Annotated in this window: 24 protein-coding genes; 15 read left to right on the top strand and 9 right to left on the bottom strand. The window is 61.1% G+C overall.

Features of this window, described 5'->3' with window-relative positions:
* The first annotated feature begins 68 nt into the window (after positions 1-68).
* Together metE and LPW11_RS21455 are read left to right on the top strand one after the other, a co-directional pair.
* Positions 69-2,426 carry a 5-methyltetrahydropteroyltriglutamate--homocysteine S-methyltransferase gene (gene metE, locus LPW11_RS21460; protein WP_230995907.1) on the top strand — a complete coding sequence of 786 codons (2,358 nt, stop codon included), beginning with the start codon at positions 69-71 and terminating at the stop codon, positions 2,424-2,426.
* Positions 2,427-2,504: 78 nt separating this feature from the next.
* Positions 2,505-3,578 carry an HD domain-containing phosphohydrolase gene (locus LPW11_RS21455; RefSeq protein ID WP_230995906.1) on the top strand — a complete coding sequence of 358 codons (1,074 nt, stop codon included), beginning with the start codon at positions 2,505-2,507 and terminating at the stop codon, positions 3,576-3,578.
* 15 nt (positions 3,579-3,593) lie between these two features.
* On the opposite strand, the gene LPW11_RS21450 is transcribed toward LPW11_RS21455, so the two are convergent.
* The 5 genes from LPW11_RS21450 to hydE all read right to left on the bottom strand — a co-directional run bounded on the left by LPW11_RS21450 (position 3,594) and on the right by hydE (position 9,180).
* A complete protein-coding gene (locus LPW11_RS21450) occupies positions 3,594-3,824 on the bottom strand; it encodes a HypC/HybG/HupF family hydrogenase formation chaperone (RefSeq protein ID WP_230995905.1) in 231 nt (76 codons plus the stop codon).
* A gap of 144 nt (positions 3,825-3,968) precedes the next feature.
* Complete coding sequence (gene hydF, locus LPW11_RS21445; protein ID WP_230995904.1) at positions 3,969-5,195, bottom strand: [FeFe] hydrogenase H-cluster maturation GTPase HydF; 1,227 nt, start codon at positions 5,193-5,195, stop codon at positions 3,969-3,971.
* Positions 5,179-6,603 (bottom strand): aspartate ammonia-lyase, encoded by a 1,425-nt coding sequence (locus LPW11_RS21440; RefSeq protein WP_230995903.1) that lies wholly within the window; start codon positions 6,601-6,603, stop codon positions 5,179-5,181. Before LPW11_RS21440 ends, hydF begins: the two co-directional genes overlap by 17 nt.
* A gap of 52 nt (positions 6,604-6,655) precedes the next feature.
* Positions 6,656-8,080: a [FeFe] hydrogenase H-cluster radical SAM maturase HydG gene (hydG, locus tag LPW11_RS21435; RefSeq protein WP_230995902.1), complete on the bottom strand. Its 1,425-nt coding sequence runs from the start codon at positions 8,078-8,080 to the stop codon at positions 6,656-6,658.
* A gap of 50 nt (positions 8,081-8,130) precedes the next feature.
* The gene (hydE, locus tag LPW11_RS21430; RefSeq protein ID WP_230995901.1) at positions 8,131-9,180 is read right to left on the bottom strand and encodes a [FeFe] hydrogenase H-cluster radical SAM maturase HydE; all 1,050 of its coding nucleotides are present in this window, start codon (positions 9,178-9,180) and stop codon (positions 8,131-8,133) included.
* A gap of 1,351 nt (positions 9,181-10,531) precedes the next feature.
* On the opposite strand from hydE, the gene LPW11_RS21425 reads away from it, so the two are divergent.
* The 12 genes from LPW11_RS21425 to LPW11_RS21370 all read left to right on the top strand — a co-directional run bounded on the left by LPW11_RS21425 (position 10,532) and on the right by LPW11_RS21370 (position 21,381).
* Positions 10,532-12,424, top strand: a complete 1,893-nt coding sequence (locus LPW11_RS21425; protein WP_230995900.1) for an NADH-quinone oxidoreductase subunit 5 family protein — start codon at positions 10,532-10,534, stop codon at positions 12,422-12,424.
* Entirely contained in the window at positions 12,421-13,275 is an 855-nt protein-coding gene (locus LPW11_RS21420; protein ID WP_230995899.1) for a respiratory chain complex I subunit 1 family protein, read from the top strand. The genes LPW11_RS21425 and LPW11_RS21420 overlap by 4 nt, the downstream gene beginning before the upstream one ends.
* An 83-nt stretch (positions 13,276-13,358) precedes the next feature.
* Positions 13,359-13,856: an NADH-quinone oxidoreductase subunit B family protein gene (locus tag LPW11_RS21415; RefSeq protein ID WP_230995898.1), complete on the top strand. Its 498-nt coding sequence runs from the start codon at positions 13,359-13,361 to the stop codon at positions 13,854-13,856.
* Between the two features lie 16 nt (positions 13,857-13,872).
* Entirely contained in the window at positions 13,873-14,277 is a 405-nt protein-coding gene (locus LPW11_RS21410) for an NADH-quinone oxidoreductase subunit C (RefSeq protein ID WP_230995897.1), read from the top strand.
* A 5-nt stretch (positions 14,278-14,282) separates the two neighbouring features.
* Positions 14,283-15,359, top strand: a complete 1,077-nt coding sequence (locus tag LPW11_RS21405) for a hydrogenase large subunit (RefSeq protein ID WP_230995896.1) — start codon at positions 14,283-14,285, stop codon at positions 15,357-15,359.
* 88 nt (positions 15,360-15,447) lie between these two features.
* A complete protein-coding gene (locus LPW11_RS21400; RefSeq protein ID WP_230995895.1) occupies positions 15,448-15,825 on the top strand; it encodes a 4Fe-4S binding protein in 378 nt (125 codons plus the stop codon).
* Between the two features lie 8 nt (positions 15,826-15,833).
* On the top strand, positions 15,834-16,217 hold the full coding sequence (gene hypA / locus LPW11_RS21395; protein ID WP_230995894.1) for a hydrogenase maturation nickel metallochaperone HypA: 384 nt from the start codon (positions 15,834-15,836) through the stop codon (positions 16,215-16,217).
* Positions 16,218-16,337: 120 nt separating this feature from the next.
* The gene (gene hypB, locus LPW11_RS21390) at positions 16,338-17,036 is read left to right on the top strand and encodes a hydrogenase nickel incorporation protein HypB (RefSeq protein WP_230995893.1); all 699 of its coding nucleotides are present in this window, start codon (positions 16,338-16,340) and stop codon (positions 17,034-17,036) included.
* Between the two features lie 173 nt (positions 17,037-17,209).
* Entirely contained in the window at positions 17,210-17,731 is a 522-nt protein-coding gene (locus LPW11_RS21385) for an NADH-quinone oxidoreductase subunit NuoE family protein (RefSeq protein ID WP_230995892.1), read from the top strand.
* A gap of 14 nt (positions 17,732-17,745) precedes the next feature.
* Complete coding sequence (locus LPW11_RS21380) at positions 17,746-18,117, top strand: (2Fe-2S) ferredoxin domain-containing protein (RefSeq protein ID WP_230995891.1); 372 nt, start codon at positions 17,746-17,748, stop codon at positions 18,115-18,117.
* Positions 18,118-18,132: 15 nt separating this feature from the next.
* Positions 18,133-19,602, top strand: coding sequence for an NADH-ubiquinone oxidoreductase-F iron-sulfur binding region domain-containing protein (locus tag LPW11_RS21375; protein ID WP_230995890.1), 1,470 nt, complete (start codon positions 18,133-18,135; stop codon positions 19,600-19,602).
* 18 nt (positions 19,603-19,620) lie between these two features.
* On the top strand, positions 19,621-21,381 hold the full coding sequence (locus tag LPW11_RS21370; RefSeq protein ID WP_230995889.1) for an NADH-dependent [FeFe] hydrogenase, group A6: 1,761 nt from the start codon (positions 19,621-19,623) through the stop codon (positions 21,379-21,381).
* Positions 21,382-21,644: 263 nt separating this feature from the next.
* On the opposite strand, the gene LPW11_RS21365 is transcribed toward LPW11_RS21370, so the two are convergent.
* Complete coding sequence (locus LPW11_RS21365; protein WP_230995888.1) at positions 21,645-22,637, bottom strand: tetratricopeptide repeat protein; 993 nt, start codon at positions 22,635-22,637, stop codon at positions 21,645-21,647.
* 542 nt (positions 22,638-23,179) lie between these two features.
* On the opposite strand from LPW11_RS21365, the gene LPW11_RS21360 reads away from it, so the two are divergent.
* On the top strand, positions 23,180-24,043 hold the full coding sequence (locus LPW11_RS21360) for an NAD(P)-dependent oxidoreductase (RefSeq protein ID WP_230995887.1): 864 nt from the start codon (positions 23,180-23,182) through the stop codon (positions 24,041-24,043).
* 203 nt (positions 24,044-24,246) lie between these two features.
* On the opposite strand, the gene trpS is transcribed toward LPW11_RS21360, so the two are convergent.
* The 3 genes from trpS to LPW11_RS21345 are packed head-to-tail and all read right to left on the bottom strand — an operon-like array spanning position 24,247 to position 26,273.
* Positions 24,247-25,284, bottom strand: coding sequence for a tryptophan--tRNA ligase (gene trpS / locus LPW11_RS21355; protein ID WP_230995886.1), 1,038 nt, complete (start codon positions 25,282-25,284; stop codon positions 24,247-24,249).
* Between the two features lie 6 nt (positions 25,285-25,290).
* Positions 25,291-25,740 (bottom strand): c-type cytochrome, encoded by a 450-nt coding sequence (locus tag LPW11_RS21350; protein WP_230995885.1) that lies wholly within the window; start codon positions 25,738-25,740, stop codon positions 25,291-25,293.
* Complete coding sequence (locus LPW11_RS21345) at positions 25,737-26,273, bottom strand: quinol:electron acceptor oxidoreductase subunit ActD (RefSeq protein WP_230995884.1); 537 nt, start codon at positions 26,271-26,273, stop codon at positions 25,737-25,739. The genes LPW11_RS21350 and LPW11_RS21345 overlap by 4 nt, the downstream gene beginning before the upstream one ends.

The raw sequence follows: 26,273 nt of genomic DNA, 5'->3' as shown, positions 1-26,273 counted from the left end.
ATCCCCGATTCTTTAGCTATACTGAAACGGATGCTTTTGCTCATCATCGACCAGAGGAGGAGACGACAATGCTCACCCACAACCTGGGGTATCCGCGCATCGGCAGGCGCCGCGAGCTCAAGGAGGCATGCGAACGGTACTGGGCCGGCGAGTCCACCCTCGAGGAACTGCTCTCCGTCGGGCAGACGCTGCGGCGCTCGCACTGGCTGACGCAGCGCGAGGCGGGACTGGATCTCATCCCCTGCAATGACTTCTCCTACTACGACCACGTGCTGGACATGTCGCAGATGGTCGGCGCCATCCCTCCCCGCTATGCACCACTTGCCGGACTTCCCGCCATGGATCTCGCCTTTGCCATGGCTCGCGGCTATCAGAAGGACGGCCACGACCTCATCGCCATGGAGATGACGAAGTGGTTCGACACGAACTACCATTACCTCGTCCCCGAGTTCCACAAGGCGCAGACCTTTACCGTGCAGTCGAGCAAGGCGCTCGACGAGTTCCTGGAGGCGAAGGCTCTGGGAATGAATGCGAAGCCGGTACTCCTGGGACCGGTGAGCTACCTTATGCTCGGGAAGGAGAAGGAGGGGGGATTCCATCGGCTGCAGCTCCTGGAGAGGCTGCTGCCGGTGTACGCGGAGCTCATGCGCGATCTCTTCGAGGCGGGGGCGGAGTTTGTGCAGGTCGACGAGCCCTTCCTCTCTCTCGATCTCGAGGAGAACGTCGTCGAGGCGTACCGGACCGCCTACCGCGAGCTGAAGAGGGGGGTGCCGGGGATAAGGATCATCCTCACCAGCTACTTCGACGGGCTGCGCAACAACATCCCCCTTGCAGTGCACCTCCCGGTCCACACAGTGCACCTCGACCTCCAGCGCGCGCCGGAGCAACTCGAAGAGGTGCTCGCCGCAGCCCCGGAGGAACTCTGCTTTTCCCTCGGAGTCGTGGACGGCCGAAATATCTGGCGAAACGACTTCTCCGCTTCCCTCGCCCTCATCCGGAAGGCGATCGATGCCGTCGGCAGCAGCCGCCTCATGATCGCCCCCTCCTGCTCCCTTCTTCACGTCCCCTACGACACGGCCCTTGAAAGCGGTGGCGGCGCCCTGCCGGAGGTCGTGCTGGAGTGGCTCGCCTTTGCGCGCCAGAAGGTCGGGGAGGTCTGCGACATCGCCTATCTCGCCTCATCCCCCGGATCGCCGGAGGCGGCACTGCGCCTTGCGGAGAATGCCCTCGTGGTGCAGCGTCGCCGCTCTTCCCCGCTGTTGCACAACGAAGGGCTCGAGGAGCGGCTGGCAGATGTCGCGCCGCGCGATCTGAGACGGGAGAGCAGCTTCGAGGTGCGCAGCCGGAAGCAGGCGGCGGCCCTCAATCTCCCGCTCTTTCCGACGACGACGATCGGCTCCTTCCCTCAGACCACGGAGCTGCGCAGGCTGCGAAACCGCCTGCGCAAGGGTGAGATCGACATCGAGAGCTACCGTGAGGCGATAGAGGCGGAGATCGTAGCCGCCGTGCGCTGGCAGGAGGAGGCGGGGATCGACGTCCTCGTGCACGGCGAGTTCGAGCGCGCGGACATGGTCGAGTATTTCGGCAGGAAGCTGGACGGGTGCGGCTTCACCGCGCACGGCTGGGTGCAGAGCTACGGCTCCCGCTGCGTGAAGCCTCCCGTAATTTATGGAGACGTGGTGCGCAAGGGGGCGATGACGGTGCGCTGGAGCGACTTCGCCCGCTGCCTCACCAGAAAGCCGATGAAGGGGATGCTGACCGGGCCGGTGACGATCCTGCAGTGGTCCTTTGCAAGGGACGACCAGCCGAGGCGGGAGACTGCGCGTCAGCTCGCGCTCGCCATCCGCGACGAGGTGCGGGATCTGGAGAGGGCGGGACTGAAGATCATCCAGATTGACGAGCCCGCTTTCCGCGAGGGGATGCCGCTGCGCAAGGGGAGCCGGGAGGAGTATCTATCGTGGGCCGTGGAGGCCTTTCGCCTCGCCTCCAGCGGGGTGCGCGACGAGACGCAGATCCACACCCACATGTGCTACAGCGAGTTCAACGACATCATGCCGGAGATCGCGGCACTCGACGCCGACGTCATCACAATAGAAACGTCGCGCTCGCAGATGGAGCTTCTGGAGGCGTTCAACACCTTCCGCTACCCAAACGCCATCGGACCGGGGGTCTTCGACGTGCACACCCCCCGTGTGCCGACTGTGGAGGAGATGGTGACCCTTCTGCGCCGCGCTCTCTCGTACGTCCCGAAGGAGCGGCTCTGGGTGAATCCCGATTGCGGGCTGAAGACGCGGCGCTGGGAGGAGACGAAAGCAGCTCTGTCCAACATGGTGGCCGCTGCGCGCATCCTGCGGGAGGAGGGAGGGGAGGGGGAGGTGGAGCAGGAGGAGATGCCTGCCGCTTCCGGATCCGCTCCTTGCAAATGAGGCAGGGTCCGGTAAGGTTTGTGTGTTCAAATTTAAGGAGATATCGGAAGGACCGGCTTCAAAAATCGAGGGGGGACCATGACCAGCGAAGCAACCCCTGTGAGCAAATCGAGCATACTCCTTGTCGACGACGACCGCACCGCGCTGAAATGCGCATCGGTTCTCCTTTCCCAGAACGGGTATAGCACCGTCCTCTCCGACAATGCCGGTGATGCCCTCAGGATTGTACGCACAGACAATATAGAGGCCGTGATGACGGACATCAGGATGCCGGGGATGTCGGGGCTCGACCTCATGGAAGAGATCCACAAGGTCGACCCGGAGATCCCTGTCGTCCTGATGACGTGCGATGCGGAACTGAACACCGCGGTGGAGGCGATAAAGAAGGGAGCGTTTGACTTCCTCATCAAGCCGTACAACGTGCTGCAACTGACGCACTCGGCGAAAAAGGCGCTCGATTACCGTCGCCTGCTGCAGGTGGAGAGGAACTACAAGAAGACGCTCGAGGAGACCGTGCGGCTGCGGACCGAGCAGGTAAAGAACGCCAGTCGCGAGATGATCATGCGCCTCACCGTGGCGGCTGAATACCGGGACGACGAGACGGGGCACCACATTCGCCGGCTCGGCCTGTACGCCAAGAAGATCGCCCAGGCGATGGGTCTGTCACGGGATTTCGTGGAGGCGCTGACCTTCGCGAGTTCCATGCACGACATAGGAAAGATCGGCATTCCCGATCACATCTTCCTGAAGCCGGGGGTCTTCACCGACGAGGAATTCGAGGTCATGAAGACGCACACGATGATCGGGCACAAGATCCTGTCGGGCTCGACACACTCCAATATACAGGTCGCAGCCTCCATCGCGCTCACGCATCACGAGCGCTGGGACGGGACGGGATACCCGCAGGGGCTCAAGGGGAAGGAGATACCGCTGGAAGGGCGGATCGTCATGCTGGTGGACCACTACGACGCGCTGCGCAGCGAGCGCCCGTACAAGGCGGCGTTCAGCCACGACGACGCGGTGCGCATCACGAAAGAAGGGGACGGCAGGACAAAGCGGGAGCATTTCGATCCGGAGGTCCTGGACTCCTTTCTTTCCTGTGCGGGGGAGATTGACAAGATCTACTTGAAAAGGGGGGACTTTCGGGGCTGAAGGTCCCCGGAGACGCTACGGCTGTCCCGCTTCCAGGACTTCCCTCATGATGGCGAGGGTTTCCTCCGCCTCTTCCGTATTGAGCTTCGAGATGGCGAAGCCGGCGTGGATGATGACGTAATCGCCGAGGCCGACTTCGTCGCTGAGCAGGGACAACTTCACTTCACGGCGCACGCCGTCGCACTCCGCAACCGCGTCACTCTCACCGGTAAAGCTCACTATCTTCATCGGTATTGCCATGCACATGTAACACTCTCCTGTACGGGCCGCCAAAGCCGTTACTTTACGCTATTCCCTGAAGCAAATCAACACTCTGCGGAAGCAATTAGAGAACCAGGCACGAAAAAGGGGACAGGGTAGCCTGTCCCCTTTTTCTATAGATTCCTTTTTCTAAAGATGCTGCCGGTACACCTCGAGGGCGGAGGGGAAGGGGCCGAGGGCACGTTCCAGGATGCCGAGTGAGAAGGCGATGGCGAGGCCGTAGTTGGTGATGGGGACTCCCGCCCTCTGGCAGTGCAGGATGCGGGAGAGCATCTCGCGCCTGTTCCACATGCAGGAGCCGCAGTGCACCACCAGCTTGTACGATCCGAGGTCGGGGGGAAAGTCGTGCCCCTGGAAGTGGGTGAACTCGAGCTTTCCTCCGACGTACTGGGTAAGCCAGCGCGGGATCTTCACCCGGCCGATGTCCTCCCCGATCGGGTGGTGCGAGCACGCCTCGCACACCAGGACCTTGTCCCCCGGGCGCAGGTTTTCAATGGCGACAGCCCCTGCCACGAAGGCGGAGAGGTCCCCCTTGCTGCGGGCGAAGAGGATGGAGAAGGAGGTGAGGGGGACGCCGTCGGGGGTGTCGCCGGCGACCTTCAGGAAGGCCTGCGAGTCGGTCACCACGAGCGCCGGGGGGCGGTTCAAAAGGCCCAGGGCGTCGCGCAGTTCGCGCTCTTTCACCACCATGCAGAAGGAGTCGTTGTCCAGGAGGTCGCGGATCGACTGCACCTGCGGGAGGATGAGCCTCCCCTTCGGGGCTTCGGTGTCGATCGGCACCACGAGGACCGCGAGGTCGCCGGGGCCGACGAGGTCGCCGAGGATGCTCGGGGCGTTCAGGTACTCCTCCGGGGTGAGCTTGATGAGCGCCTCCCGCACGTCGAGGACGCCGCTGCCGTTCATGGCGGCGGTCTGGATGCAGGGTATCTCGTCGCGCCTGAAGCGCTCCAGGTGCTCGGCGGAGACATCCGCCACGTCGATCTTGTTGAAGACGACGATGGTGGGAGTCAGGCGCTCGGTGAGCTCCTTGAGGATTGCCTCCTCGAACTCTCCCCATTCCCCGGCGACCGCCACCACGATCCCGATGTCGGTGCGGTCGAAGATCTGCCGGGTCTTCTGGACCCGCATCTCGCCGAGCGCGCCGACGTCGTCGATGCCGGCGGTGTCGATAAAAAGAACCGGACCAATGGGGAGGAGCTCCATCGGCTTTTCCACAGGATCGGTCGTCGTCCCCGCCACGTCGGAGACGATGGAGACGTTCTGCCGGGTGAGTGCGTTGAGAAGAGAGGACTTGCCGACGTTCCTGCGGCCGAAGAGGCCTATGTGCAGGCGAACTCCCTTAGGTGCGCTTTTCATGCTCATCCTTTCGTAACGGTGATCCGAGTCTGGTGACGCTTTCCGGTGACACGAGCTGCTCGAAGTGCTCCCTCGTCATAAGTCCGCGCTCCACTGCGAGCTCCACGATCGGGCGCCCCGTCTCCTTCGCGGCGAGGGAGAGCTCCTGGGCCGCCTGGTAGCCGATCTCGTCCACCAGAGCGGTGACGGTCGCGGTAGCGCCGGCGACGTGGAGGCGGCAGCGCTCCTCGTCCGCTACGAGCCCGGCCACGCAGTGCCTGCGCAGGATCGAGCAGGCGTTCGTGAGCAGATCGAGGCTGTTGAGGAGCGCGTCGGCGATGAGGGGGAGAAAGGCGTTCAGCTCCAGGTTCCCGAGCGCCACCGCGACCGCAATGGTCTGATCATACCCCATAACCTGGAGTGCTGCTTGGGAAACCGCCTCGGGAATGACCGGATTTATCTTGTCCGGCATGATGCTCGAGCCGGACTGGCGCGGCGGCAGCCTGATCTCGCCAAAGCCCGCGTCCGGCCCGGAGGAGAGGAGCCTCAGGTCGCCGGCGGTCTTTAATAGATTGGTGGCGCACGCCTTCAATATTCCGCTTACTTCCACGAAGACGTCGTTATTCTGCGTCGCCTCGAAAAGGTTCTCCGCGCGGGCAAGTCCTATCCCGGTGATCGCCTTCAACTTCTCCGTGACACGGAAGATGTACTGGCGCGGCGCGGCAAGACCCGTTCCCACCGCGGTCCCCCCGAGGTTCAACACCCGCAGGCGCTCCTCGCACTTGTAGATGCGCCAGCGGTCGCGGGAAAAGGCCTCGGCATACGCGGACATCTCGCGGCCGAGAGTCACCAGCACCGCGTCCTGGAGCTGGGTGCGGCCGACCTTCACCACGTGGGCGAAAGCCTTCTCTTTTCCCTGGAACTCCTCCTGGAGCGCCACGACCTCCCGCTCCAGGTTTCGCAGGAGATTTATGGCTGCGACCTTCAGTGCCGAAGGGTAGGTGTCGTTGGTGGACTGGTGCAGGTTGATGTCGGCAAGGGGGCTGACGGTGCAGTAATCGCCGGGGGGGCGCCCCAGGATCTCCAGGGCGCGGTTGGCGAGCACCTCGTTCACGTTCATGTTCGTGGAGGTGCCGGCGCCACCCTGGAGCGCGTCGACCACGACGTGCGAGTCGAGCTTTCCCGCCATCATCTCCTGGCAGGCCTCCTCGATCGCCCGGGCCTTTTCTTCGTCCCACCAGCCGAGTTCGTGATTGGTGCGGGCGCAGGCGAGCTTCACCGCGCCGAAGGCGTGAATGAGCTCGCGATTTACCGGGCGCCCCGCCAGGGGGAAGTTTTCCAAAGCCCGGTCGGTGTGCACGCCGTACAGGGCCTGCGCCGGTACCTGGCGCTCCCCCAGCAGGTCTTTCTCGGTGCGGAAGTCGGGCATGTGCTATCTCTCACCGGGCCCTCCATTTCTGGCCGGCCCGGTCGGTGTGGATTTAGAAGGTGAGGTCGCGCTTCCCCTTCTCCTTTACGTCGGCCAGCCACTTGACCACCTTTTCCTTGATGTCGCCGTCCTGGAGGAGGGCGAGTTCATCGGCGATCAGCTTTTCACCGGCGGCGCGGGTCTCGGGGGAGGCGTAGTCGGAGAGGTACTCCTGCAGGGTGAGGAGCGCGTTGGGGGTGCAAAATTCCTTGATGAAGCCGGGGATGGAAAACTCCATGAAGTGCTCCCCGGTCCTACCGAGCCGGTAGCAGGAGGTGCAAAAGCTCGGGACGTAGCCATCGGTCATGAGCTCGCACATGACCTCGTCCAGGGAGCGCACGTCCCCGAGGACGAACTGCTCGCGCTCCATGACCTGTGCGTCCCCCGCCTCGGTATAGCCGCCGAGCTCGACACGGCTCCCGGCGTCGATCTGGGAGACGCCGAAGGACATGGCGGCGCGCCGCAGCTCCGCGTTCTCCCGGGCGGTGAGGATGAGGCCGGTGTACGGGACGGCGAGGCGCAGGACGGCTATCACCCGTTTGAAGTCCTCGTCATTTACCAGGAATCTCTCGTCCAGATCGACCCCGGAGGCGGGGCGCAGGCGCGGGAAGCTTATGGTGTGCGGCCCGACGTTGTAGCGCTCCTGCAGGTGCAGCGCATGGGTGACAAGGCTCAGCACCTCGAACTTCCAGTCGTGCAGACCGAAGAGGACCCCGAGGCCGACGTCGTCGCACCCGGCCTCCAGCGCGCGGCTCAGGCCGTCGAGGCGGTACAGGTAGTCACCCTTTCGCGTGTTTGCCGGGTGGATCTTCCCGTATGTCTCGTGGTGGTACGTCTCGTGGAAGATCTGGTATGTCCCTATGCCGGAGTCCTTCACGATCTTGTAGCCGTCCTGGTTAAGGGGCGCGGCGTTGATGTTCACGCGGCGGATCGAGCCGTTGCCGATCTTCGTCTCGTAGACGGTGCGCACGCACGAGGCGATGAACTCGGGATCGTACGCCTGGTGCTCGCCGAAAACGAGGATCAGTCTCTTGTGTCCCTTCTGCTCCAGCGCCTCCACCTGCCCCTTGATCTCCTCCGGGGAGAGGGTGCGGCGCACCTGAGCCACGTTGCTGCGCTTGAAGCCGCAGTAGGAGCAGTCGTTGACGCACTTGTTGCCGATGTACAGCGGCGCGAAGAGGACGATGCGGTTGCCGTAGACCCGCTTTTTCAGCTCGCGCGCGGCCTCGAAGATTTCCTCTATGAGCTCGGGCTGGTCCGCTCTCAGAAGGAGCGCGGTTTCCTTCACGGAGAGCGCCTGTTTCGCGAGGCTCTTCGCAATGACCTCGCGCACCTGCGCCGGGTCCGGTGCCCCCTCGGAGAGAAGGTCCGTGATGACCCCTTCGTCGATGAAATCGACTGCGCCTTTACTCAGTTGGAAAGCCGGTATTGCACACATGTACTACCTCACAAGTATTGAGTGTCTTTAGTTTCGCGATGGATCGCCCCTTACCCTTCTTTGCTGAGGTTCGGGGAGTCGCCGCGCCCCTGGCCGACCGTCCTGCCGATGGAGTGGATCCTTCCCCTCATGCAGGAGCGGCACTCGGCGGCGGTTTCGTCGATGCACGCCTTCGAGGGGTAGATCTCGTACTGGGCCCGGTACTTCTGCGGGCTCAGGTTCGGCATGACGATGTTCGCGCCGCGGCAAAGGCCAAGCTCCCGTCCCTTTGCCTTGTTGAGGGTCGCGAGCGCCGAGGTGCTCGGGATGTTCGATTTCGGGCAGACAAGGCGCGCAAGAGCGACCGTCTTGTACGTCATGAGTTCCCCTGTCGGCACCTGTTCCCCCTCAGGAAGGGGAGGGAGCTTTTCCGGGTCGCCGAGCGGAGTCAGCGGGTGCGAGATGTACGGGCCGACGCCGATCATGTCGAGATCGAGGGTGCGGAACATCTCTATGTCGTTTGCAAGGTCTTCATAGCTCTGCCCGGGGATCCCGATCATGACGCCGGAGCCGATTTCGTACCCCATGTCGCGCATGCGGCGCAGCAGGGCGAAGCGGTCGGACACGCGCCCCGGGAGGGGGGGATGGATCTTGTCGTAGAGGGCCCGGTTCGAGGTCTCGAAACGCAGGAGATAGCGGTCCGCACCCGCCTCCTTCCAGGCGAGGAGCTCATGGTCTTCACGCTCGCCGAGGCTCAGGGTGACGGCGAGCGGCGTCTCCTCCTTGATGCGGCGCACGAGGTTCGTGACCCGCTCCGTGCTGATGCCGTAGTCCTCGCCCGCCTGCAGTACCACGGTGCCGTAGCCGTACTCGACCCCTTCCTGCGCGCAGGATATGATCTCCTCGTCGGACATGCGGTAGCGCTCGACTTCCTTGTTCTCCAGCCTAAGCCCGCAGTAGCCGCAGCTGCGCGCGCAGTAGTTGGAAATTTCGATGAGCCCTCTCAGGTACACCTCGTCGCCGACGTTCTGGCGCCTCACCTCGTCCGCCTGCTGCCACAATGCTTCCAGCTGGTTCTCGTCGGTGGCGCGCAACCAGCCGAGGATCTCTTCCCTCTTCATAGTCTCTTTCCTCGCTCTTAAGCCGTTGAAGCAAAATTAATGTGCGGGAGACCGATCTCCCGTCTTTTCGGTATCCCTTCTCTTAAGGAGAACCGGCCCGACCCGGTCTGCGGAGGGCCTTCTGTCCGGGGAGTTTGTAAGTATCTAAGCGTGCGCAAATTAAAGAAAAAATCGGTAATGTGGCCCCTTGGCCGCATTCGGGTTGTATCGTACACAAAAGATATTCTTCCTGTCCAGCGGTTCTTGAGAAAAACACGTTTACATAATCCGGCACATTACAAGATGTTACCGTCGCATGCAGCGGCACTTCGCAGGGGGTATGAGGGCGCGCGACGGTAGTGGCGCTCCGGGCAACCATCCTTATTCTCTTCCATCTCCGGTTCCTTCCGGAATCCGGAAGGGCCATCCGCTGCCGCTGCGGTGGGTGCCGTTAGAGAGCAAGACACGTACCACTAATTAAGAAGTGTCGATAAGGTGGAAATTGGCTCAGGTGTATTATGTACATACCATCGGAGTTGATGAGCCCTTCTCGAGGAGGTCAGTCCCGATCTGGAACATCCGCAGTGACGGCTTTCTGACACCTGTTCCATAATGGAACCGGTGCGCTCTTTTGGAGCGTGCAGAAGGGGAACATGCTCCAACATGTTGTAAACACTGTAAAATGTTGATTGGCGCCTGTCTAGGACCCCCTCTGCGGGCTCCTGTTGTACTACCCTTTTTTAGAACGCCACCCCCGGATAGGGTATACGGGTGGTATACGTCTTGCAGTATACGTTGCCTCTCCTTCAACTTTCAAATAGTTACCCATTCCGAAACTCCCTCTCGCCCCTCCGGCGGGGCAATAGTTGGTTCCTTTTTTGCTCCTCAAGTCGCTGTCGCTGGCGAAGCGGAGGGTGCGGTACGCCCTGGAGATGGGAAAAGGGATGTTTCGTGTGGCGGAACTGAGGGTGTTGTTTTTTTAAACCCGATCCTGTAGAGTGAACTTGTCCTCACACGGCTCCTCCTAATCCTGATTTTCCAGGCACTTCCGCTTCTCTTCTCCGCTTACTTCCAGGTTATGACTCAGGCAACAGCACATGCTGTCTGATGCCATCAGCCGCGCCAGCTCCCTGACATAGATCCACGTTTTTTTTTAAAGTCGCACGGCTTGACAACCGATAGAGACGAGATAACTGTTTCTGATTGGCCAAAACTTTAACGTAGAGCCTTAGAGGAGGTAACGAAAGAGATGCTTGATACATTAATTGGTATCTGTATCCTGCTGCCGGTAGTATCTGCGATTCTCTGTTATGTCGCAGGAAGCAGCAAAGCAAGAAGTTACATCGTGGTATGTACAGGTGTATGTCTTGCTGTGAGCTCCCTACTGTTCTACAACCACGGTGCCTTCTCCTACACTCCCGACTCGATCCTGGGGCTGAAAGTCAACCTCCTCGTCACGGCAGCGGACTTCGGGCTTCTCTTCCTGATCTTCGGGATCGGCTGGAGCCGCCGCAATCCGCTGATCATGCTCCTGACGGTGCTCCAGATCCTCCCCCTGGCCTACTTCGAGTTCAAGATGGTGCATCATGTGGAGGTTATGCCCGCCTTTTACGGCGACGACCTCTCCATCATCATGAACCTGATCATCTCCATCGTGGGGTCGCTGATCTGTATCTTCGGTATCCCCTACATGGAGGAGCACGAGCACCATCTGCACCTGAAGAGGACGCGGCAGCCGCGCTTCTTCTTTTTCCTGATGGTCTTTCTCGGGGCGATGAACGGGCTCGTCTTCGCCAATAACCTCCTGTGGGTCTATTTCTTCTGGGAAGTCACCACGCTCTGTTCCTTCATGCTCATAAGCCACGACGGGACGGACATCGCCATAAAGAACGGCTCCCGCGCCCTGTGGATGAACATGCTCGGCGGCGTCGCCTTCGTCGCGGCGATCATCTTCCTGTACAAGAATACCGGGACGACTGCGTCGTTGTCGCTGCAGTACCTGGTGCAGCACCACGACCCGTCACTCGGCGTCCTTCTGCCGCTGGCGCTCCTTTGCTTTGCAGGCTTCACGAAGGCGGCCCAGGTGCCGTTCCAGTCGTGGCTGTGCGGCGCGATGGTGGCGCCTACCCCGGTCTCGGCGCTCCTGCACTCCAGTACCATGGTGAAGGCGGGGGTATACCTCATCGTGCGCCTGGCGCCCGCCTACGCCGGCACGACGCTCAGCCTCATGGTGGCCACCTTCGGCGCCTTTACCTTCCTCGCCACCTCGATGCTGGCGGTGAACATGCGTAACGGGAAGAAGATACTGGCCTACTCCACCATCGCGAACCTCGGCCTCATCGTCGCCTGCGCCGGGATCAATACCCCTGCGGCGATTGTGGCGGCGATCCTCCTCATCATCTTCCACGCCGTTTCCAAGGGTCTTCTCTTCCTCTGTGTGGGGACGATCGAGCACAACATCGGCAGCCGCGACATCGAGGACATGCGCGGCCTGTACAACCGCTTTCCCGCTGTGGCGCGCATCACCATCCTCGGCATGCTCACCATGATGATCCCCCCCTTCGGCGCCCTCATGAGCAAGTGGATGGCGATCGAGGCGGCGGCGAGCATCCCCTGGGTGGTGGCGATGCTCGCCCTTGGCAGCGGTCTTACCATGCTCTTCTGGGCGCGCTGGGCAGGGATCCTCGTCTCGGGAGCGTATCTCGAGGCGACCGACCAGGGGCGCGAGGTGTCGATGCTGAAGGCCTTCACCGACACCCTGACCCACGGTTTCGGCTCGCGGAAGGCTCCCTGGAAGGAGTCGATCGCCATCAAGATCCCGCTCCTCACCCTCGCTGCGGGAGCGATCGGCCTCTCGCTGGTCGCGCCCTGGGCCTACTCGCACCTCATCGACCCGCGTCTTGCGGTCGCCACCGCCACCCTGCCGTTCAGCGCAGCCGTGGGAGGGGCGGGGGCCGGCGCCCCGAGCGACGCCGGATCATTCTATGTGCTGCCGATCATGATCGTTTCCTTCCTCGGCTACTCCTTCGCGGTCCTCGCGGCACGCAGGAAAGGGCACCGGGTGATCAGCGCCCCCTACATGTGCGGGGAGCAGCACCCCGATCTTGGCCAGCCGCGCTTCAGGGGTCCCTTCAACGTCTGGAAGGACTACACCGCAGCCAATATCTACGCCTCGGAGTTCATCGGGGAGGAGAAGATCTCCACCTGGATCAACATCGCAGCGGTGGTGATACTTATTCTACTTTTCGCGGGGGTTGCTAGATGAAGATGGAAAACGTGGTGGCTATCGCTTTGGCACTGTTCCTCTCCCCGATCGTCGGGGGGGTGGTGGCGGGGATCGACAGAAAGATCACCGCACGCCTGCAGGGGCGCTACGGCCCGCCGATCCTGCAGCCTTTCTACGACGTGATGAAGCTCATCGGGAAGGAGAGCATGATCGTCAACCTGTGGCAGATCCTCTGCGCCTACGTCTACCTGGTGGCCGCGATCCTGACCGTCGTCCTGCTGGCGCTGCAGTCCGACCTGCTGCTCATCTTCTTCGTCCTCGCGGTGGGGGGTGTCTTCCTCGTTATCGGGGCACTGGCGGCGCAATCGCCGTACAGCCAGATAGGGGCGCAGCGCGAGCTGATCCAGATGCTCACCTATGAGCCGCTCCTGATCCTCGTCTTTGTCTCCATTTATCTCGTGACGGGGAGCTACAAGATCTCCGAGATCCTGAAGTTCCAGGAGCCGCTCCTGATCCCGCTGGCCTTGATGTACATCGTGCTCGGCTACGCGCTGACGATCAAGCTCAGGAAATCTCCTTTCGACATCTCCACCTCGCACCACGCGCACCAGGAGATCGTGAAAGGGGTGCTGACCGAGTACTCCGGGCCGTATCTCGCCATCATCGAGATCGCCCACTGGTACGAGACGGTCTTCGTGCTGGGGATCTGCGCGCTCTTCTGGCACACCAACGTGTACATAATGGTGCTTCTGGTGGTCCTTACCTACCTCGCCGAGATCATCATCGACAACGTCTGCGCCCGCCTGACCTGGCGCTGGATGCTCGGGTACGTCTGGAGTGCCGGGCTTCTCCTCTCCTTTGCGAACTACACCTGGATCTACGTCCGCTAGGGTGGGGGGCGCGCCAGTCGCGCCATGACGATGGAAGTGGCCGGGCCTGACGGTCCGAAAGCGAAAGGAACAAGAGGAATAACATGATACCGAAGAAACTTCTGAACAAGTCGCGGGTCAAGTCCCCCTGGCTCATACACTTCGACTGCGGCAGCTGCAACGGCTGCGACATCGAGGTCCTCGCCTGCCTCACCCCCCTCTACGACGTGGAGCGCTTCGGCATCCTGAACGTGGGGAACCCGAAGCACGCCGACATCCTCGTCGTCACCGGTACGGTGAACCACAGGAACCAGAAGGCTCTGAAGAACGTGTACGATCAGATGCCCGAGCCGAAGGTCGTGGTGGCAATCGGCGCCTGCGGCTCCACCGGCGGGATCTTCCGTGAGGCGTACAACGTGGTCGGCGGCGTCGACCAGGTCATCCCGGTCGACTCCTACGTCCCGGGGTGCGCGCCGAAGCCGGAGCGTATCATCGACGGGATCGTGCTCGCCCTGGAGAAGCTCGCCGAGAAGGGGAAGCGGGTCGACGAGGGGATATTCGAGCGGCTCGCCGGGACGCGCGAAGCCATTTCCGCACGCTAGCCAAAGGAGCGATACTTTGAACACATACGCACGAGTACTAAACGGCTTGAACACCAGCACCGTCCCCACGGAGCGCGTCGTCTCCTTCTCCAAGATCTTCAAGGACACGGGCTTTCGTTTTGTGACGATGTCGTCGAGCGATCTTGGCGACGCCATCGATCTCATCTACCACTTCGACAAGGATCTCGACCTGAGGAGCATGCGGGTGATCGTCCCGAAGGGGAGCGCGATCTCCAGCATCACCTCCGTCTTTGCCTGCGCGCTCCTGGTGGAGAACGAGATCAAGGAGCACTTCGGCGTCGACTTCGAGGGTCTGCCGATCGACTTCAACGGCACCTTCTATCTCGACGAGGAAGTGCAGAGAACCCCGTTCTGCAAGATAGGGATCGCCAAAAAGCCCGCCGACGCGCAGGAGGTCTAGAGAAGATGGCACGTACTACGTTACCGTTCGGTCCGCAGCACCCGGTTCTTCCCGAGCCGATTCACCTCTCCCTCGTACTGGAAGACGAGATCGTCGTGGAGGCGATCCCGAAGCTCGGCTACGTGCACCGCGGCCTTGAGAAGCTTGCCGAGATCAGGGATCACAACCAGATGATCCAGATCGTGGAGAGAACCTGCGGCATCTGCTCGACCTTGCACGCCATGTGCTACTGTCAGGGGATTGAGGGGCTCATGGATGTCGAGGTCCCCGATCGCGCGAAGTTTCTGCGCGTGGTGTGGGCGGAGATGCACCGCATCCACAGCCACCTTCTGTGGCTCGGCCTTTTTGCCGACGCCTTCGGCTTCGAGAGCCTCTTCATGCAGTGCTGGCGCATCAGGGAGAGGATCATGGACCTGCAGGAGGCGACCTCCGGGAACCGGGTCATCGTCTCCGTGAACGTGGTCGGAGGGGTGAAGCGCGACATAAAGCCGGAAACCCAGAAGTGGATCCTCGACACCCTGAAGCTCGTGGAGAAAGAGGTGCAGCAGCTGAAGGCGGTCATCATGGACGACTACACCGTGAAGAGGCGTACGGTGGGGATCGGCGTCCTGACGAAGGAGAGGGCGTTCGAGCTCGGCGCCTGCGGGCCGATGCTCAGGGCGAGCGGCGTGGAGCAGGACATGCGCCAGTTAGGGTACGCAGCCTACTCCATGCTCGACTTCCACGCGGTGGTGGAGACAGACGGTGACTCCTACGCGCGCACCCTGTGCCGCTTCAACGAGATCTTCCAGGGGATCGACCTGATCCGCCAGGCCTTTGCGAAGCTTCCGGAAGGGGAGATCAACGTGAAGGTGAAGGGGCTCCCCACGGGCGAGGTGGTGAGCCGTGTCGAGCAGCCGCGCGGGGAGTGCGTCTACTACATAAAGGCGACCGGGAAGAAGTTCCTGGACCGCCTGAGAATCAGGACGCCGACCTTCAACAACCTGGCGCCGCTTCTCGAGCTCCTGCCGGGGTGCGAGCTTGCCGACGTGCCGGTCCTCATTCTCACCATCGACCCGTGCATCAGCTGCACGGAGAGGTAGCCGCCACCGCGGCGAGTGAAAACGAAAACCCTGCAGGCAGGTCTTCGGCGCAGCGCTGCGTGCGCCGAACTTCCCGGGAGAGATTATCATGTTCATGCTGACTACCATTTTGAAGAACTTCTTTACCGGTTCGGCGACCCGTCTCTATCCGTTCAAGACGAGAGAGCCTTTTGAGGATGTAAAGGGAACGCTGAAGATCGACATAGAGAAGTGCACCTTCTGCACCGTCTGTCAGATAAAGTGTCCGTCCCAGTGCATCCAGGTCGACCGGAAGGAGAAGACGTGGAAATGCGACCCCTTTTCCTGCGTCTACTGCGGGATCTGCGTCGACGTCTGCCCCACCGACTCCCTCGTGCAGGATACCCAGTACCGCGAGGCGGTGTTCAACAAGTCCGCCGACTCCTTCGCGCAGCCTGCGAAGCCTGCGGCAGCAGAGACGCCCGATGAGGGGACAAAGAGTGTCTGAGGTGGGTAATGCACGAGCTTTCGGTAACGGAAGGACTGTTGAAGATCATCACTGACGAGGTGCAGGGAACGAGCGTCAGGAAGGTGTATGGAGTGAACCTGGTGATAGGGGATCTGGCCAGCATCGTCGACGAGTCGGTGCAGTTTTACTTCGATATCCTCAGCAAGGGGAGCATCGCGGAGGCCGCCCGGCTCTCCATCACGCGTGTTCCCGCCGAATTTTCCTGCCGGAGCTGCGGTTTTAATGTACAACACCGCCAAAATTGCTACAAATGCCTTGCATGCGGAGGCAATGATGTGTTAGTAACGAAAGGGTATGAGTTTTATATCGACAGTATTGAAGTAGAGACTAGCGAAGACTGTGTAAACGCAATTCCTTCCATGTCTCATTAGAGTAAAACTTCTCCCCAAACTTGTTTCTTTCAATGTGTCGTATACGAACAATGTGTTCGTATACGGAACACGAACTGTATACGTTCTATTTTTGTGTAAACGAAAATAGGTGTATACAGTATGCGTCGCGGATCGGCCTCGTTGTTGATGGGTACTGATGTGAAGATAGATGTGCGCAGGAACATCCTGGAAGCCAATCAGCAACTCTCCCAGAAAAACAACGACTTTTTCACGCTGAACCGCGTCCTCGCCGTGAACATCATGGCATCTCCGGGGGCGGGGAAGACGAGCACGATCCTTGCTACCATCGGGAGACTCGGCGGGGAGGCTGCCTTCGGGGTCATCGAGGGGGACATCGCCTCCAGCATCGATACGGAGAAGATCGCCGCGGCCGGTATTCCGGTGGTGCAGATCAACACCGGGAACATGTGCCACCTCGATGCGCCGATGATCGGCAAGGTGCTCGATCGCTTCTCCTACGACACCCCGAGCATCCTCTTCATCGAGAACGTCGGCAACCTGGTCTGCCCGGCGGAGTTCGGGATGGGGGAGGACGTAAATGTCGTCATCGCGAGCGTGCCTGAAGGGCACGACAAGCCCGCGAAGTACCCGGCCATCTTCATAAAGGCCGATGCCATTCTCCTGAACAAGATCGACTCCCGCGACAGCGAGGACTTCGACTGGGGACGGTTCCGGGAGACGGTGCAGGGGCTGAACCCCGCAGCACCCCTCTTCGAGATCTCCTGCCGGACCGGCGCGGGAATGGAGAATTGGTGCCAATGGCTTCTGGAGAGATTCCGGAGCAAATGTCTGCAATGAGGTGAGCGTCTCTCCCCTGTCGCTATGACAGAAACGGAGGGGCGCTGCACTGGTATAGAGAAGGTGAAGCTTCAGGTGAGGGAACATTGAGTCAAGGTTGTTTGCACAAACCGAGTATGTAGGTAGCAAGTGTCGCAGGCGATGCGCCACATCAAAGAAAGGAGAGGTGTATTATGCAAACCGGTTCAACGTGTCAGTTCACAGGGGGATGTAGTTTACCGCCGCGCACCAAGCTGCCGGAAGCGCTTACCCGGGAGCTGGAGGAGTTCGTCAACAGCCTGCCCACCAAGGAAGGGCATCTGGTGACGGCCCTGCACAAGGCCCAGAGCCTGTTCGGCTACCTGCCGATGGAGGTTCAGCAGACGGTTGCCCAGCTCATGGGTACCTCGCTGGCCCAGGTCTACGGCGTGGTGAGTTTCTACACGTACTTCACCATGGTCCCGAAAGGGAAGCATCCGATCTCCATCTGCAACGGCACCGCCTGCTTCGTCAAGGGTTCCGAGAAGGTCATCCACGCCTTCAAGGAGCAGCTCGGCGTTGAAGTTGGCGAGGTCACCAAGGACGGCAAGTTCTCCATCGATGTCCTCCGCTGCGTCGGCGCCTGCGCTCTCGCTCCGGTCCTCACGGTCGACGGCAAGACGTTCGCAAACGTGACCCCCGACCAGGTCAAAGACATCATAGCCGAATTCAAATAGGAGGTACGGGATAAATGGAAAAGATCAAGTCTCTTGCTGACCTCACGAACCTGAGGAAACAGCTGCAGGAAAAGGCTGTGCAGAATACCAATACCATCGTCAACGTCTCCCTCGGCACCTGCAGCATCGCCTCCGGCGGGCAGACCGCTCTCGACGTCATGAAGGCCGCCGTTGCCAAAAACGGCCTCGGCTCCGTCGAGTTCACCCAGTCGGGGTGCATGTGCTACTGCTTCGCAGAGCCGACCGTTGAGGTAAAGATCCCCGGCAAGGAGCCGGTCGTCTTTGGCTACGTCGATGCCGCGAAGGCTGAAGCTATCGTCGAGAAGTACATCAAAAACGGTGAGCTCCTCGAAGGTGTCATTCCCGTTAACTATCAAAGAGCTTAGGAGAGGGGGACCATAATGGAAGCAGTGAAAAAGCAAATCAGGATTGCCACCAGGAATTGCGGTTTCATCGATCCTGAGAACATCAACGAGTACATCGCTACTCGTGGGTATGAGGCTCTTGCGGATGCGGTGACCAACAAGACACCTGCCGACGTCGTGAACGAGATCAAGAAGGCCGGGCTTCGTGGCCGTGGGGGCGGGGGCTTCCCGACCGGCGTGAAGTGGGAAGTCGCTTCCAAGTACCAGGCCGACCAGAAGTACGTCGTCTGCAACGCCGACGAAGGGGACCCGGGTGCATTCATGGACCGCGCCGTTCTCGAAGGTGACCCGCACTCCGTCGTGGAGGCTATGGCGATCTGTGGTTACGCCATCGGCGCCACCAAGGGGACCGTGTACATCCGTGCAGAGTACCCGCTCGCCATCAAGCGCCTCCAGAAGGCGATCGACGACGCCCGCAACCTCGGCGTTCTCGGCGACAACATCTTCGGCTCCAGCCACAGCTTCGACATCGAGCTGAAATATGGCGCAGGCGCCTTCGTCTGCGGCGAGGAAACCGCCCTCATCCACTCCATGGAAGGGGAGCGCGGCGAGCCCACCACCAAGCCGCCTTTCCCGGCAGAGTCCGGCTACTGGGGGAAACCGACCGCTATCAACAACGTCGAGACCTTCGCCAACATCGTTCCGATCATGCTGAAGGGCGCCGACTGGTTCTCCTCCATCGGCACCGAGAAGTCGAAAGGTACCAAGGTTTTCGCACTCGCCGGCAAGATCAAGAACGTCGGTCTCATCGAGGTCCCCATGGGGATCACCCTCAATGAGGTCATCTTCGAGATCGGCGGCGGCATCCTCGGCGGCAAGAAGTTCAAGGCGGTACAGACCGGCGGTCCTTCCGGCGGCGCACTGACCTACAAGGACCTCGACACCCCGATCGACTACGACAACCTCATCGCCAAAGGGTCCATGATGGGCTCCGGCGGTATGATCGTCATGGACGAGGACGACTGCATGGTCTCCGTTGCGAAGTTCTTCCTCGACTTCACCATGGACGAGACCTGTGGCAAATGTACTCCGTGCCGCGTCGGCTCGAAGCGTCTCTACGAGATGCTGGAGAAGATCACCCAGGGCAAAGGGACGAACGAAGACATCGCCCGCCTGAAGCAGCTCAGCGTCACCGTAAAAGACACCGCCCTTTGCGGTCTCGGCCAGACGATGCCCAACCCGATCCTCTCCACCATGCGCGTGTTTGAGGACGAGTACAAGGCGCACATCGAAGATCACAAGTGCCCGGCCGGGGTGTGCAGCGCCCTGCTCCAGTACACGATCGTTCCTGAAAAGTGCGTCGGCTGCACCGCCTGCGCCCGCGTCTGCCCGGTCAACTGCATCTCCGGCAAAGTTAAGGAAGTCCACACCATTGATCAGAAGACCTGCATCAAGTGCGGCGCCTGCCTCGAGAAGTGCAAGTTTGACGCTATCACCAAACAATAGAAAAGGAGCGACTGTATTATGTCAATCGCGAACATCACTATAGATGGTAAACAGATCACGGTGCCGGCGGGCAGTACCATTCTGGAAGCTGCAAAGAAGCTGCACGTGGACATCCCGACCCTTTGCTACCTGAACCTTGAGCACCTCAAGGTGAACAACCAGCTCGCTACCTGCCGCGTGTGCGTGGTCGAAGTCGAAGGGCGCAGAAACCTCGCCCCGGCCTGCGCCACCCCGGTAACGGACGGTATGGTCATCAAATCGAACACCGTGCGCGTGCTGAACGCCCGCAAGACCGTCATGGAGCTCTTCCTCTCCGACCACCCGAAGGACTGCCTGGTCTGCCAGAAGTCCGGCGAGTGCGAGCTGCAGGACCTCTCCACCAAGTTCGGCCTGCGTGAGTCCCCGTACGACGGCGGCCAGATGTCCACCTATCGCAAGGACTTCTCCGAGTCCATCATCCGCGACATGGACAAATGCGTTATGTGCCGTCGCTGTGAGACGATGTGCAACGACGTCCAGACATGCAACGTCCTTTCCGGCGTGAACAGGGGCTTCACCGCCGTCGTCGCACCGGCGTTCGAAATGAACCTCGCCGACACCTCCTGCACCAACTGCGGTCAGTGCACCGCGGTCTGCCCGGTGGGCGCCCTCGTCGAGAAGGATCACACCTGGAGCGTCATCGAGGCTCTGGCCGATCCGGAGAAAGTGGTTGTCGTGCAGACCGCTCCGGCTGTCCGCGCCGCTCTCGGCGAGGACCTCGGCCTCCCCGCAGGGACCCTGGTCACCGGCAAGATGACCACCGCCCTCAGGGAACTCGGCTTCAACTACGTCTTCGACACCGACTTCACCGCCGACCTCACCATCATGGAAGAAGGGTCCGAGTTCCTGGACCGCCTCACCCGCTTCCTCGAAGGTGACAAGAGCGTGAAGCTCCCGATCATGACCTCCTGCTGCCCGGCGTGGGTGAAGTTCTTCGAGCATCAGTTCCCTGATCTCCTCGACGTTCCTTCCACCGCGAAGTCCCCGCAGCAGATGTTCGGCGCCGTGGCAAAGACGTACTTCGCCGAGCAGCTCGGGATTCCGCGCGAGAAGATGGTCGTTGTCTCCGTCATGCCGTGCCTTGCCAAGAAGTACGAGGCATCCCGTCCGGAGTTCTCCGTGAACGGCAACCGCGACGTCGACATCGTTCTCTCCACCCGCGAGCTGGCACGCCTCATCAAGCGTTCCAACATCGACTTCCCGTCGCTGCCTGACTCCGATTTCGACAGGCCGCTGGGCGAGTCCACCGGCGCCGCAGTCATCTTCGGCGCTACCGGCGGGGTTCTCGAGGCAGCTGTCAGGACCGCCTACGAGCTCGCCACGAAGACCGAGCTGCCGAAGCTCGACTTCACCGAACTGCGCGGTATGGAAGGGGTCAGGGTTGCCAACATCGGCGTCGGCGATCTCACCCTGAAGGTCGGTGTGGCCCACGAGCTCGGGAACGCCAGGAAGCTTCTCGAGATGGTGCGTGAAGGGAAAGAGCAGTTCCACGCCATCGAGATCATGTCCTGCCCGGGCGGCTGCATCGGCGGCGGCGGCCAGCCGTATCACCACGGCGACGAGACCGTCCTCGACAAGCGTACCGAAGCGATCTACCGCGAGGACGCCAACAAGCCGCTCAGGAAGTCCCACGAGAACCCGTACGTCATCGAGCTGTACGAGAAATTCCTCGGGAAGCCGCTGAGCGAGAAGTCTCACCACCTGCTGCACACCCACTACTTCAAGCGGGAAACTCCGTAACAAAAGGGCGGGGCGTGGCAATGCCACGCCCTGCCACAGCCGCATGCTGAAGTGAAAGAAGAAAGCCCTCCCGGAAGGAATTCCGGGGGGGCTTTTTTCATGGGGATCTTCGGAAGTCGGCTGTAGAGGTTCCCCCTCCCTTGACGGGAGTGGGACAGGGGGTGGGTGAAGCTGGCATCTGCCGGAATGGTGGCACCTTCCCCCCCACCCTGGCCCTCCCCCGCAAGGGGGGAGGGGACGACGCGACTCTGCGCTGAGAGGGGCTAGCTCCTGCCCCTCGACGGCCAGTAGCTCGGATCCGATTCCTTCGGCTCGGCCGGAGTTTGAGCGGCAGGCGCTGGCGGAGCAGGGTTCAACAGAGCCTCCAGGTCCTTCCTCGTTTTCTCGGCATCGCTTGCCGCGCCTATCTTCGCAAATATTTCCGCCGCACCGGTCATCCACTTCTTCGCCTCAGGGAGCTCGCCGCGGTCGCTGTGCAGCCAGCCGATGTAGCGGAAGGCCATCCCCTCCCAGTAGGCGTCCTGAGCCTTGCGCACGCCGTCAAGGCCGTCGTGCAGGCACTGCTTGGCATTGTCGTACGACTTGGTGAGCCGGTACATGCTGCCGAGGTTCAGGAGGTCGACGGAGAGACTGTGGGCATCATTGTTCTTGCGGTCTATGCTGATTGCCTTCTGCTGGTACTCGATCGCCTTGTCGTTCTCGCCTCTGCCAAGGTACACAGTGGCGATGTTGCCGTAGGTCGCTGCGTTCTTGCTGTCGTCGGGGCTCAGTTTGAGCGAGTTTTCGAAGTACATGAGGGCGAGGCTGTACTGGCTTCTGTTGTAGTAGATTACTGCCATGTTGTTGAGCGCGCTCGCTTCGTCGTCGATCCTGCCGAGCTCTTTCGCGAGGGTGCGATAGATGCCGTAATGCTTCAGCGCTGCCTCGACGTTGTCGAGCGTCGACATGATCATGCCGAGACGATTGTGGACCCGCATCAGGGAGAGCTTGTCCGTGGTGAGCTTCTCCGCGCGCTGCAATTCCTGCAGCGCGGCGGTCAGATCCCCCGATCTGCGGTACGCCTCGCCGAGACAGTAGCGCAGCCCCGCATCTTCCGGAGCACCCTTCAGCGCCTGCGTCGCACTCGATATCGCGGCGGGGTGGTCCCCTTTCTTCAACAGCTGCAGGCAGCTGTTTCCCTGCTCGTCGGCAAATGCTGTTGCTCCCTGTGCAAATATAAGAAGAGCGCCAGCAAGTAGAGGAGCCTTCTTTGACATCTGTTACCTCCATTGGACCAAGGATTTCGGATACTGATTGTTGCTTGAAAGGCTTCTTTATCTTCTTTAAGGAAGTTTGTGAGTGGCGATAAATGTGCAAAGGCTAACAGTGTCCCTGCCTCGGCAAATTTCCTTTTGTTTCAGTGAAATATTCCGAGCAATGAAATACTTTTTTCGCTTATAAGTCAATGGTTTTTGCTGCTCAGCCGGCATCGCAGCAGATGCCTGCGCTCCAGCGGGGGCACCCTGTGGTACTCGAGTAGGCTGGTTTCGAGATAGGTACCGGCGGCGCGTGGACTGCCGGGAACGCCTTTGGCTTATCCCGGCCTACATGGAAAACGAAAAAACCGTCTTTCACCATCGGTAGCTGCTGATCCGTACATTCAGAGGCACGCAGCAACCCTTGACGATGCCCCCGCTATGCTGTATTTGATGACGGGGATACGAACCAGGAACGTAAACCGACTGTGGCCCGGCATCCGGCGCGAGAATGGCGGCAGCGTCTCCGGACGAGGGCATGATATTCAAAAGGAGGATGTGCAATGAAATACGGCTTTCTGGGACTGGGAATCATGGGGAGCGCCATGGCAGCAAACCTCGTGCGCGCGGGGTTTGATGTGACGGTATGGAACCGCAATGCTGCAAAGTGCGATCAGCTCGTCGCCCTCGGAGCGAAGCGGGGGATGACTCCGAAGGAGGTCGCCTCCACCTGTGACATCACCATTGCCATGCTGGCAGATCCGGAAGCTGCCCTCCAGGTAGCTCTCGGCAAGGACGGCGTGGTGGAGGGGATCGGCGAAGGGCGCGGCTATGTGGACATGTCCACCGTCGACGACAAGACCGCCGGAGCCATCGCTGAAAGGATCGCGGCGGCAGGGGGGAGATTCCTCGAGGGACCCGTCTCGGGGACGAAGAAGCCAGCCGAGGACGGCACCCTCATCATCCTCGCCGCAGGGGACCGCTCCCTCTACGACGACGCCGCCCCTGCCTTTGACAAGATGGGAAAGAAGCGCCTCTTTCTCGGTGAGGTAGGGCAGGGCGCACGCATGAAGCTCGTGGTGAATTCGATCATGGGGGGGATGCTGGCCGTGTTTTGTGAAGGGATGGCACTCGGGAAGAAGGGGGGGCTCGATCCTGCCGAGATACTCGAGGTCCTCGACGCCGGTGCAATGGCAAACCCGATGTTCAAAGGGAAGGGGGGGATGCTCCTTGAGGGTAAGTACCCCACGAACTTTCCGCTGAAGCACATGCAGAAGGACCTGCGTCTCGCCGTGGCTCTGGGGGACGAACTGGGGCAGCCGCTCCACTGCGGCGCGTCGGTGAACGAACTCTTCAAGAGAGCCCGCGCCGCCGGCCATGCCGACGAAGATATTGCCGCGGTGTACCAGGTGGTGGAGCTGCCGTAGAGGGGAAAAGACCTGCGCCGCGGTCGCCGACCTTCAGCAGAGCAGGTGTCAAAGCGTCCCCTCCCTTTCAAGGGGAGGGACAGGGTGGGGATGGGGTAGAAGGTGGTGCAGGTGCGGGACCCCATCCCCCTCCTGTCCTCCCCCTTGAAAGGGGAGGGACGTACTGCCGGCGGCTGAGGTTCCATGGCAACTTACACTCCCTCCTACCGCTCCATCGGCGCAGGCAGCCCCACCGCCCTGCGCACCTCCGCGACCGTCTTACATGCCGTTTCCCGCGCCTCAAGGGACATCTGCCGTACCTTGCGAAGCGTGTACTCCCTGTCCTGCATGAGCTCCTGGCGCCGTTTTCGCAGAGGCGCGGCCATCTCCACGAGAGCGTCTGAGACCGCCTCCTTGAGCTTACTGTACTGCCGGCTCCCATCGCGGTACTCCCCGATCATCTGATCCGCCTGCTCGTTCTTGCCGCAGGCGTTCAGGATCCTGAAGAGATTCGCCACCCCCTCGCTCATCTCACCATCCTCTGAGATCCCCGAGTCCGTGACGGCACTCCTGATTTTCGAGCGGATCGTCCCTTCGTCATCGAAGATCCCGATGTAGTGGCGGGCGCCGTTTTGCTTGCTCATCTTCCGCTCCGGGTCGTTGAGGGACATGACCTTCGGCGCGTCGGTCTGCAGCGGCTGTGGCTCCCTGAAATAATCCCCGAAAAGGTAGTTGAAGCGGCGCACGATGTCGCGGGTCAGCTCCAGATGCTGCAGCTGGTCCTTCCCCACGGGAACAAGCGTGCCATGGTAGGCAAGAATGTCCGCGCACTGCAGCACCGGATAGGTGAAGAGCCCCGCAGAGATAAACCTGCCGGGGGAGTCGCTCCCTTCCGGCAGCGATTTCTCCTTGAACTGCGTCTGCCGGGTCAGATCGCCGAATGAGCAGACGCAGCCGAGGATCCAGCAAAGTTCGGCATGCTCCGGGACGAGGGACTGGATGAAGAGTGTGGAGCGGGGCGGGGTGATGCCGCAGGCGGCGAGGTCGATCGCCAGCTGCTCTGTGTTCGAACGCAGCTGCTCCGGCTGGTACGGCAGCGTCATGGCGTGCAGGTCGGCGATCATGAAAAAGGAGCGGTAGCGCTCCTGGTAATGCAACCAGTTCGCTATCGCCCCGAAATAGTTGCCGATGTGCAGCTCGCCGGTGGGCTGGATTCCTGAGACGATCACATCCTCTGAAATGGTCGTACCCTCCTGACGCATGGGGCTCTACCGGAGTGCGCGCAGATAGTTGATGATGTTCCACCGCTCCTCGGGACTCAGCTTGTCCTGGAAGGGGGGCATCCGGCCGAACCCCTTGGTAATTGCCCCGAAGATGATGGTGTCGTTCAGCGCCTGTATCAACGGGGGGGTGAGCCCCGGTGGCGGAGGGTTCAGCTTCAGCCCGACCGCCCCCCTCTTCGCGGCATCGCCGTGGCACATGAAACAGTTGATGGAGTAAAGGGCGCGCCCCGCGTTCACGGACGACTGGCTTGTGGGGACAGGGTTTTTCACGTCCCCCTCCGGCACGGACTCCACCCCGGTGACGGGGACCGCACCGGCCGGCGGGGCGAGGAGCGGCGCCTGATTCGGCTTGTGGCTCGGCTGCTCGTCCATCCAGATGGCGGCTGTCAAAAGGGGCGCGCACGCCAGCACAAGAGCGAGGAGTATCCTTTTCATGCCGTATCCTCCAGCGCCGGGATCACCTGCGCCTCTTTGATGGTAGGCAGCGCCCCCGTCTCCTTCATCACCTGCTGCGCCCGTTCCGCCCCCTTTTCATCATCAACCCTCACGCAGATCCCGACGTACCCCTCGGAGATGCGCGCATCGTAGGGGCGGTCTCCTCCCCACGCGGGAAGCTTCATCTCCAGAAACATCCCCACTATGGTGCCGACCATGGCAAAGAGCATGGTGATCTCGTAGGTGATGATCCCGGTCGGATAAAGCGCCACGATCGCCTTGTCCCCGGTCTGTACCGGGTAGACCCATGCCGTCCCCGCAGCAAGGAGAAAGCCCGCGCACGCCCCGGCGATGCCGGAGCCTACGGTGATCCAGCGCAGGATCGAATGGCGCCAGGTCTTCACCAGCACTCCATCAGGGTACGGAACCGAGGTGAGCGAGGTGATCTGACCCTCCGTGAACCCTGCGGCGACGAGACGATCGACCGCGACTGCCGCCTCTTCGACGTTATTGTAGAGCCCGAGCGTTTCCAT

Source organism: Geomonas sp. RF6 (assembly GCF_021044625.1).
In the GTDB taxonomy this organism is placed as follows: Bacteria; Desulfobacterota; Desulfuromonadia; order Geobacterales; family Geobacteraceae; genus RF6.
Note: the sequence above shows the minus strand (reverse complement) of the source record. Positions and strands in the feature narration are given on the sequence as shown.

Excerpts from the sequence above, each read along its gene's own strand:
- metE (WP_230995907.1), top strand. The coding sequence starts at position 69 with ATGCTCACCCACAACCTGGGGTATCCGCGCATCGGCAGGCGCCGCGAG.
- trpS (WP_230995886.1), bottom strand. The coding sequence starts at position 25,284 with ATGCGTCAGGAGGGTACGACCATTTCAGAGGATGTGATCGTCTCAGGA.
- LPW11_RS21415 (WP_230995898.1), top strand. The coding sequence starts at position 13,359 with ATGATACCGAAGAAACTTCTGAACAAGTCGCGGGTCAAGTCCCCCTGG.
- LPW11_RS21405 (WP_230995896.1), top strand. The coding sequence starts at position 14,283 with ATGGCACGTACTACGTTACCGTTCGGTCCGCAGCACCCGGTTCTTCCC.
- LPW11_RS21455 (WP_230995906.1), top strand. The coding sequence starts at position 2,505 with ATGACCAGCGAAGCAACCCCTGTGAGCAAATCGAGCATACTCCTTGTC.
- LPW11_RS21400 (WP_230995895.1), top strand. The coding sequence starts at position 15,448 with ATGTTCATGCTGACTACCATTTTGAAGAACTTCTTTACCGGTTCGGCG.
- LPW11_RS21350 (WP_230995885.1), bottom strand. The coding sequence starts at position 25,740 with ATGAAAAGGATACTCCTCGCTCTTGTGCTGGCGTGCGCGCCCCTTTTG.
- hydF (WP_230995904.1), bottom strand. The coding sequence starts at position 5,195 with ATGAAAAGCGCACCTAAGGGAGTTCGCCTGCACATAGGCCTCTTCGGC.
- hypA (WP_230995894.1), top strand. The coding sequence starts at position 15,834 with ATGCACGAGCTTTCGGTAACGGAAGGACTGTTGAAGATCATCACTGAC.
- LPW11_RS21365 (WP_230995888.1), bottom strand. The coding sequence starts at position 22,637 with ATGTCAAAGAAGGCTCCTCTACTTGCTGGCGCTCTTCTTATATTTGCA.
- LPW11_RS21380 (WP_230995891.1), top strand. The coding sequence starts at position 17,746 with ATGGAAAAGATCAAGTCTCTTGCTGACCTCACGAACCTGAGGAAACAG.
- hydE (WP_230995901.1), bottom strand. The coding sequence starts at position 9,180 with ATGAAGAGGGAAGAGATCCTCGGCTGGTTGCGCGCCACCGACGAGAAC.
- LPW11_RS21385 (WP_230995892.1), top strand. The coding sequence starts at position 17,210 with ATGCAAACCGGTTCAACGTGTCAGTTCACAGGGGGATGTAGTTTACCG.
- LPW11_RS21420 (WP_230995899.1), top strand. The coding sequence starts at position 12,421 with ATGAAGATGGAAAACGTGGTGGCTATCGCTTTGGCACTGTTCCTCTCC.
- LPW11_RS21370 (WP_230995889.1), top strand. The coding sequence starts at position 19,621 with ATGTCAATCGCGAACATCACTATAGATGGTAAACAGATCACGGTGCCG.
- LPW11_RS21360 (WP_230995887.1), top strand. The coding sequence starts at position 23,180 with ATGAAATACGGCTTTCTGGGACTGGGAATCATGGGGAGCGCCATGGCA.
- LPW11_RS21345 (WP_230995884.1), bottom strand. The coding sequence starts at position 26,273 with ATGGAAACGCTCGGGCTCTACAATAACGTCGAAGAGGCGGCAGTCGCG.
- LPW11_RS21440 (WP_230995903.1), bottom strand. The coding sequence starts at position 6,603 with ATGCCCGACTTCCGCACCGAGAAAGACCTGCTGGGGGAGCGCCAGGTA.
- hydG (WP_230995902.1), bottom strand. The coding sequence starts at position 8,080 with ATGTGTGCAATACCGGCTTTCCAACTGAGTAAAGGCGCAGTCGATTTC.
- LPW11_RS21375 (WP_230995890.1), top strand. The coding sequence starts at position 18,133 with ATGGAAGCAGTGAAAAAGCAAATCAGGATTGCCACCAGGAATTGCGGT.
- hypB (WP_230995893.1), top strand. The coding sequence starts at position 16,338 with ATGCGTCGCGGATCGGCCTCGTTGTTGATGGGTACTGATGTGAAGATA.
- LPW11_RS21450 (WP_230995905.1), bottom strand. The coding sequence starts at position 3,824 with ATGTGCATGGCAATACCGATGAAGATAGTGAGCTTTACCGGTGAGAGT.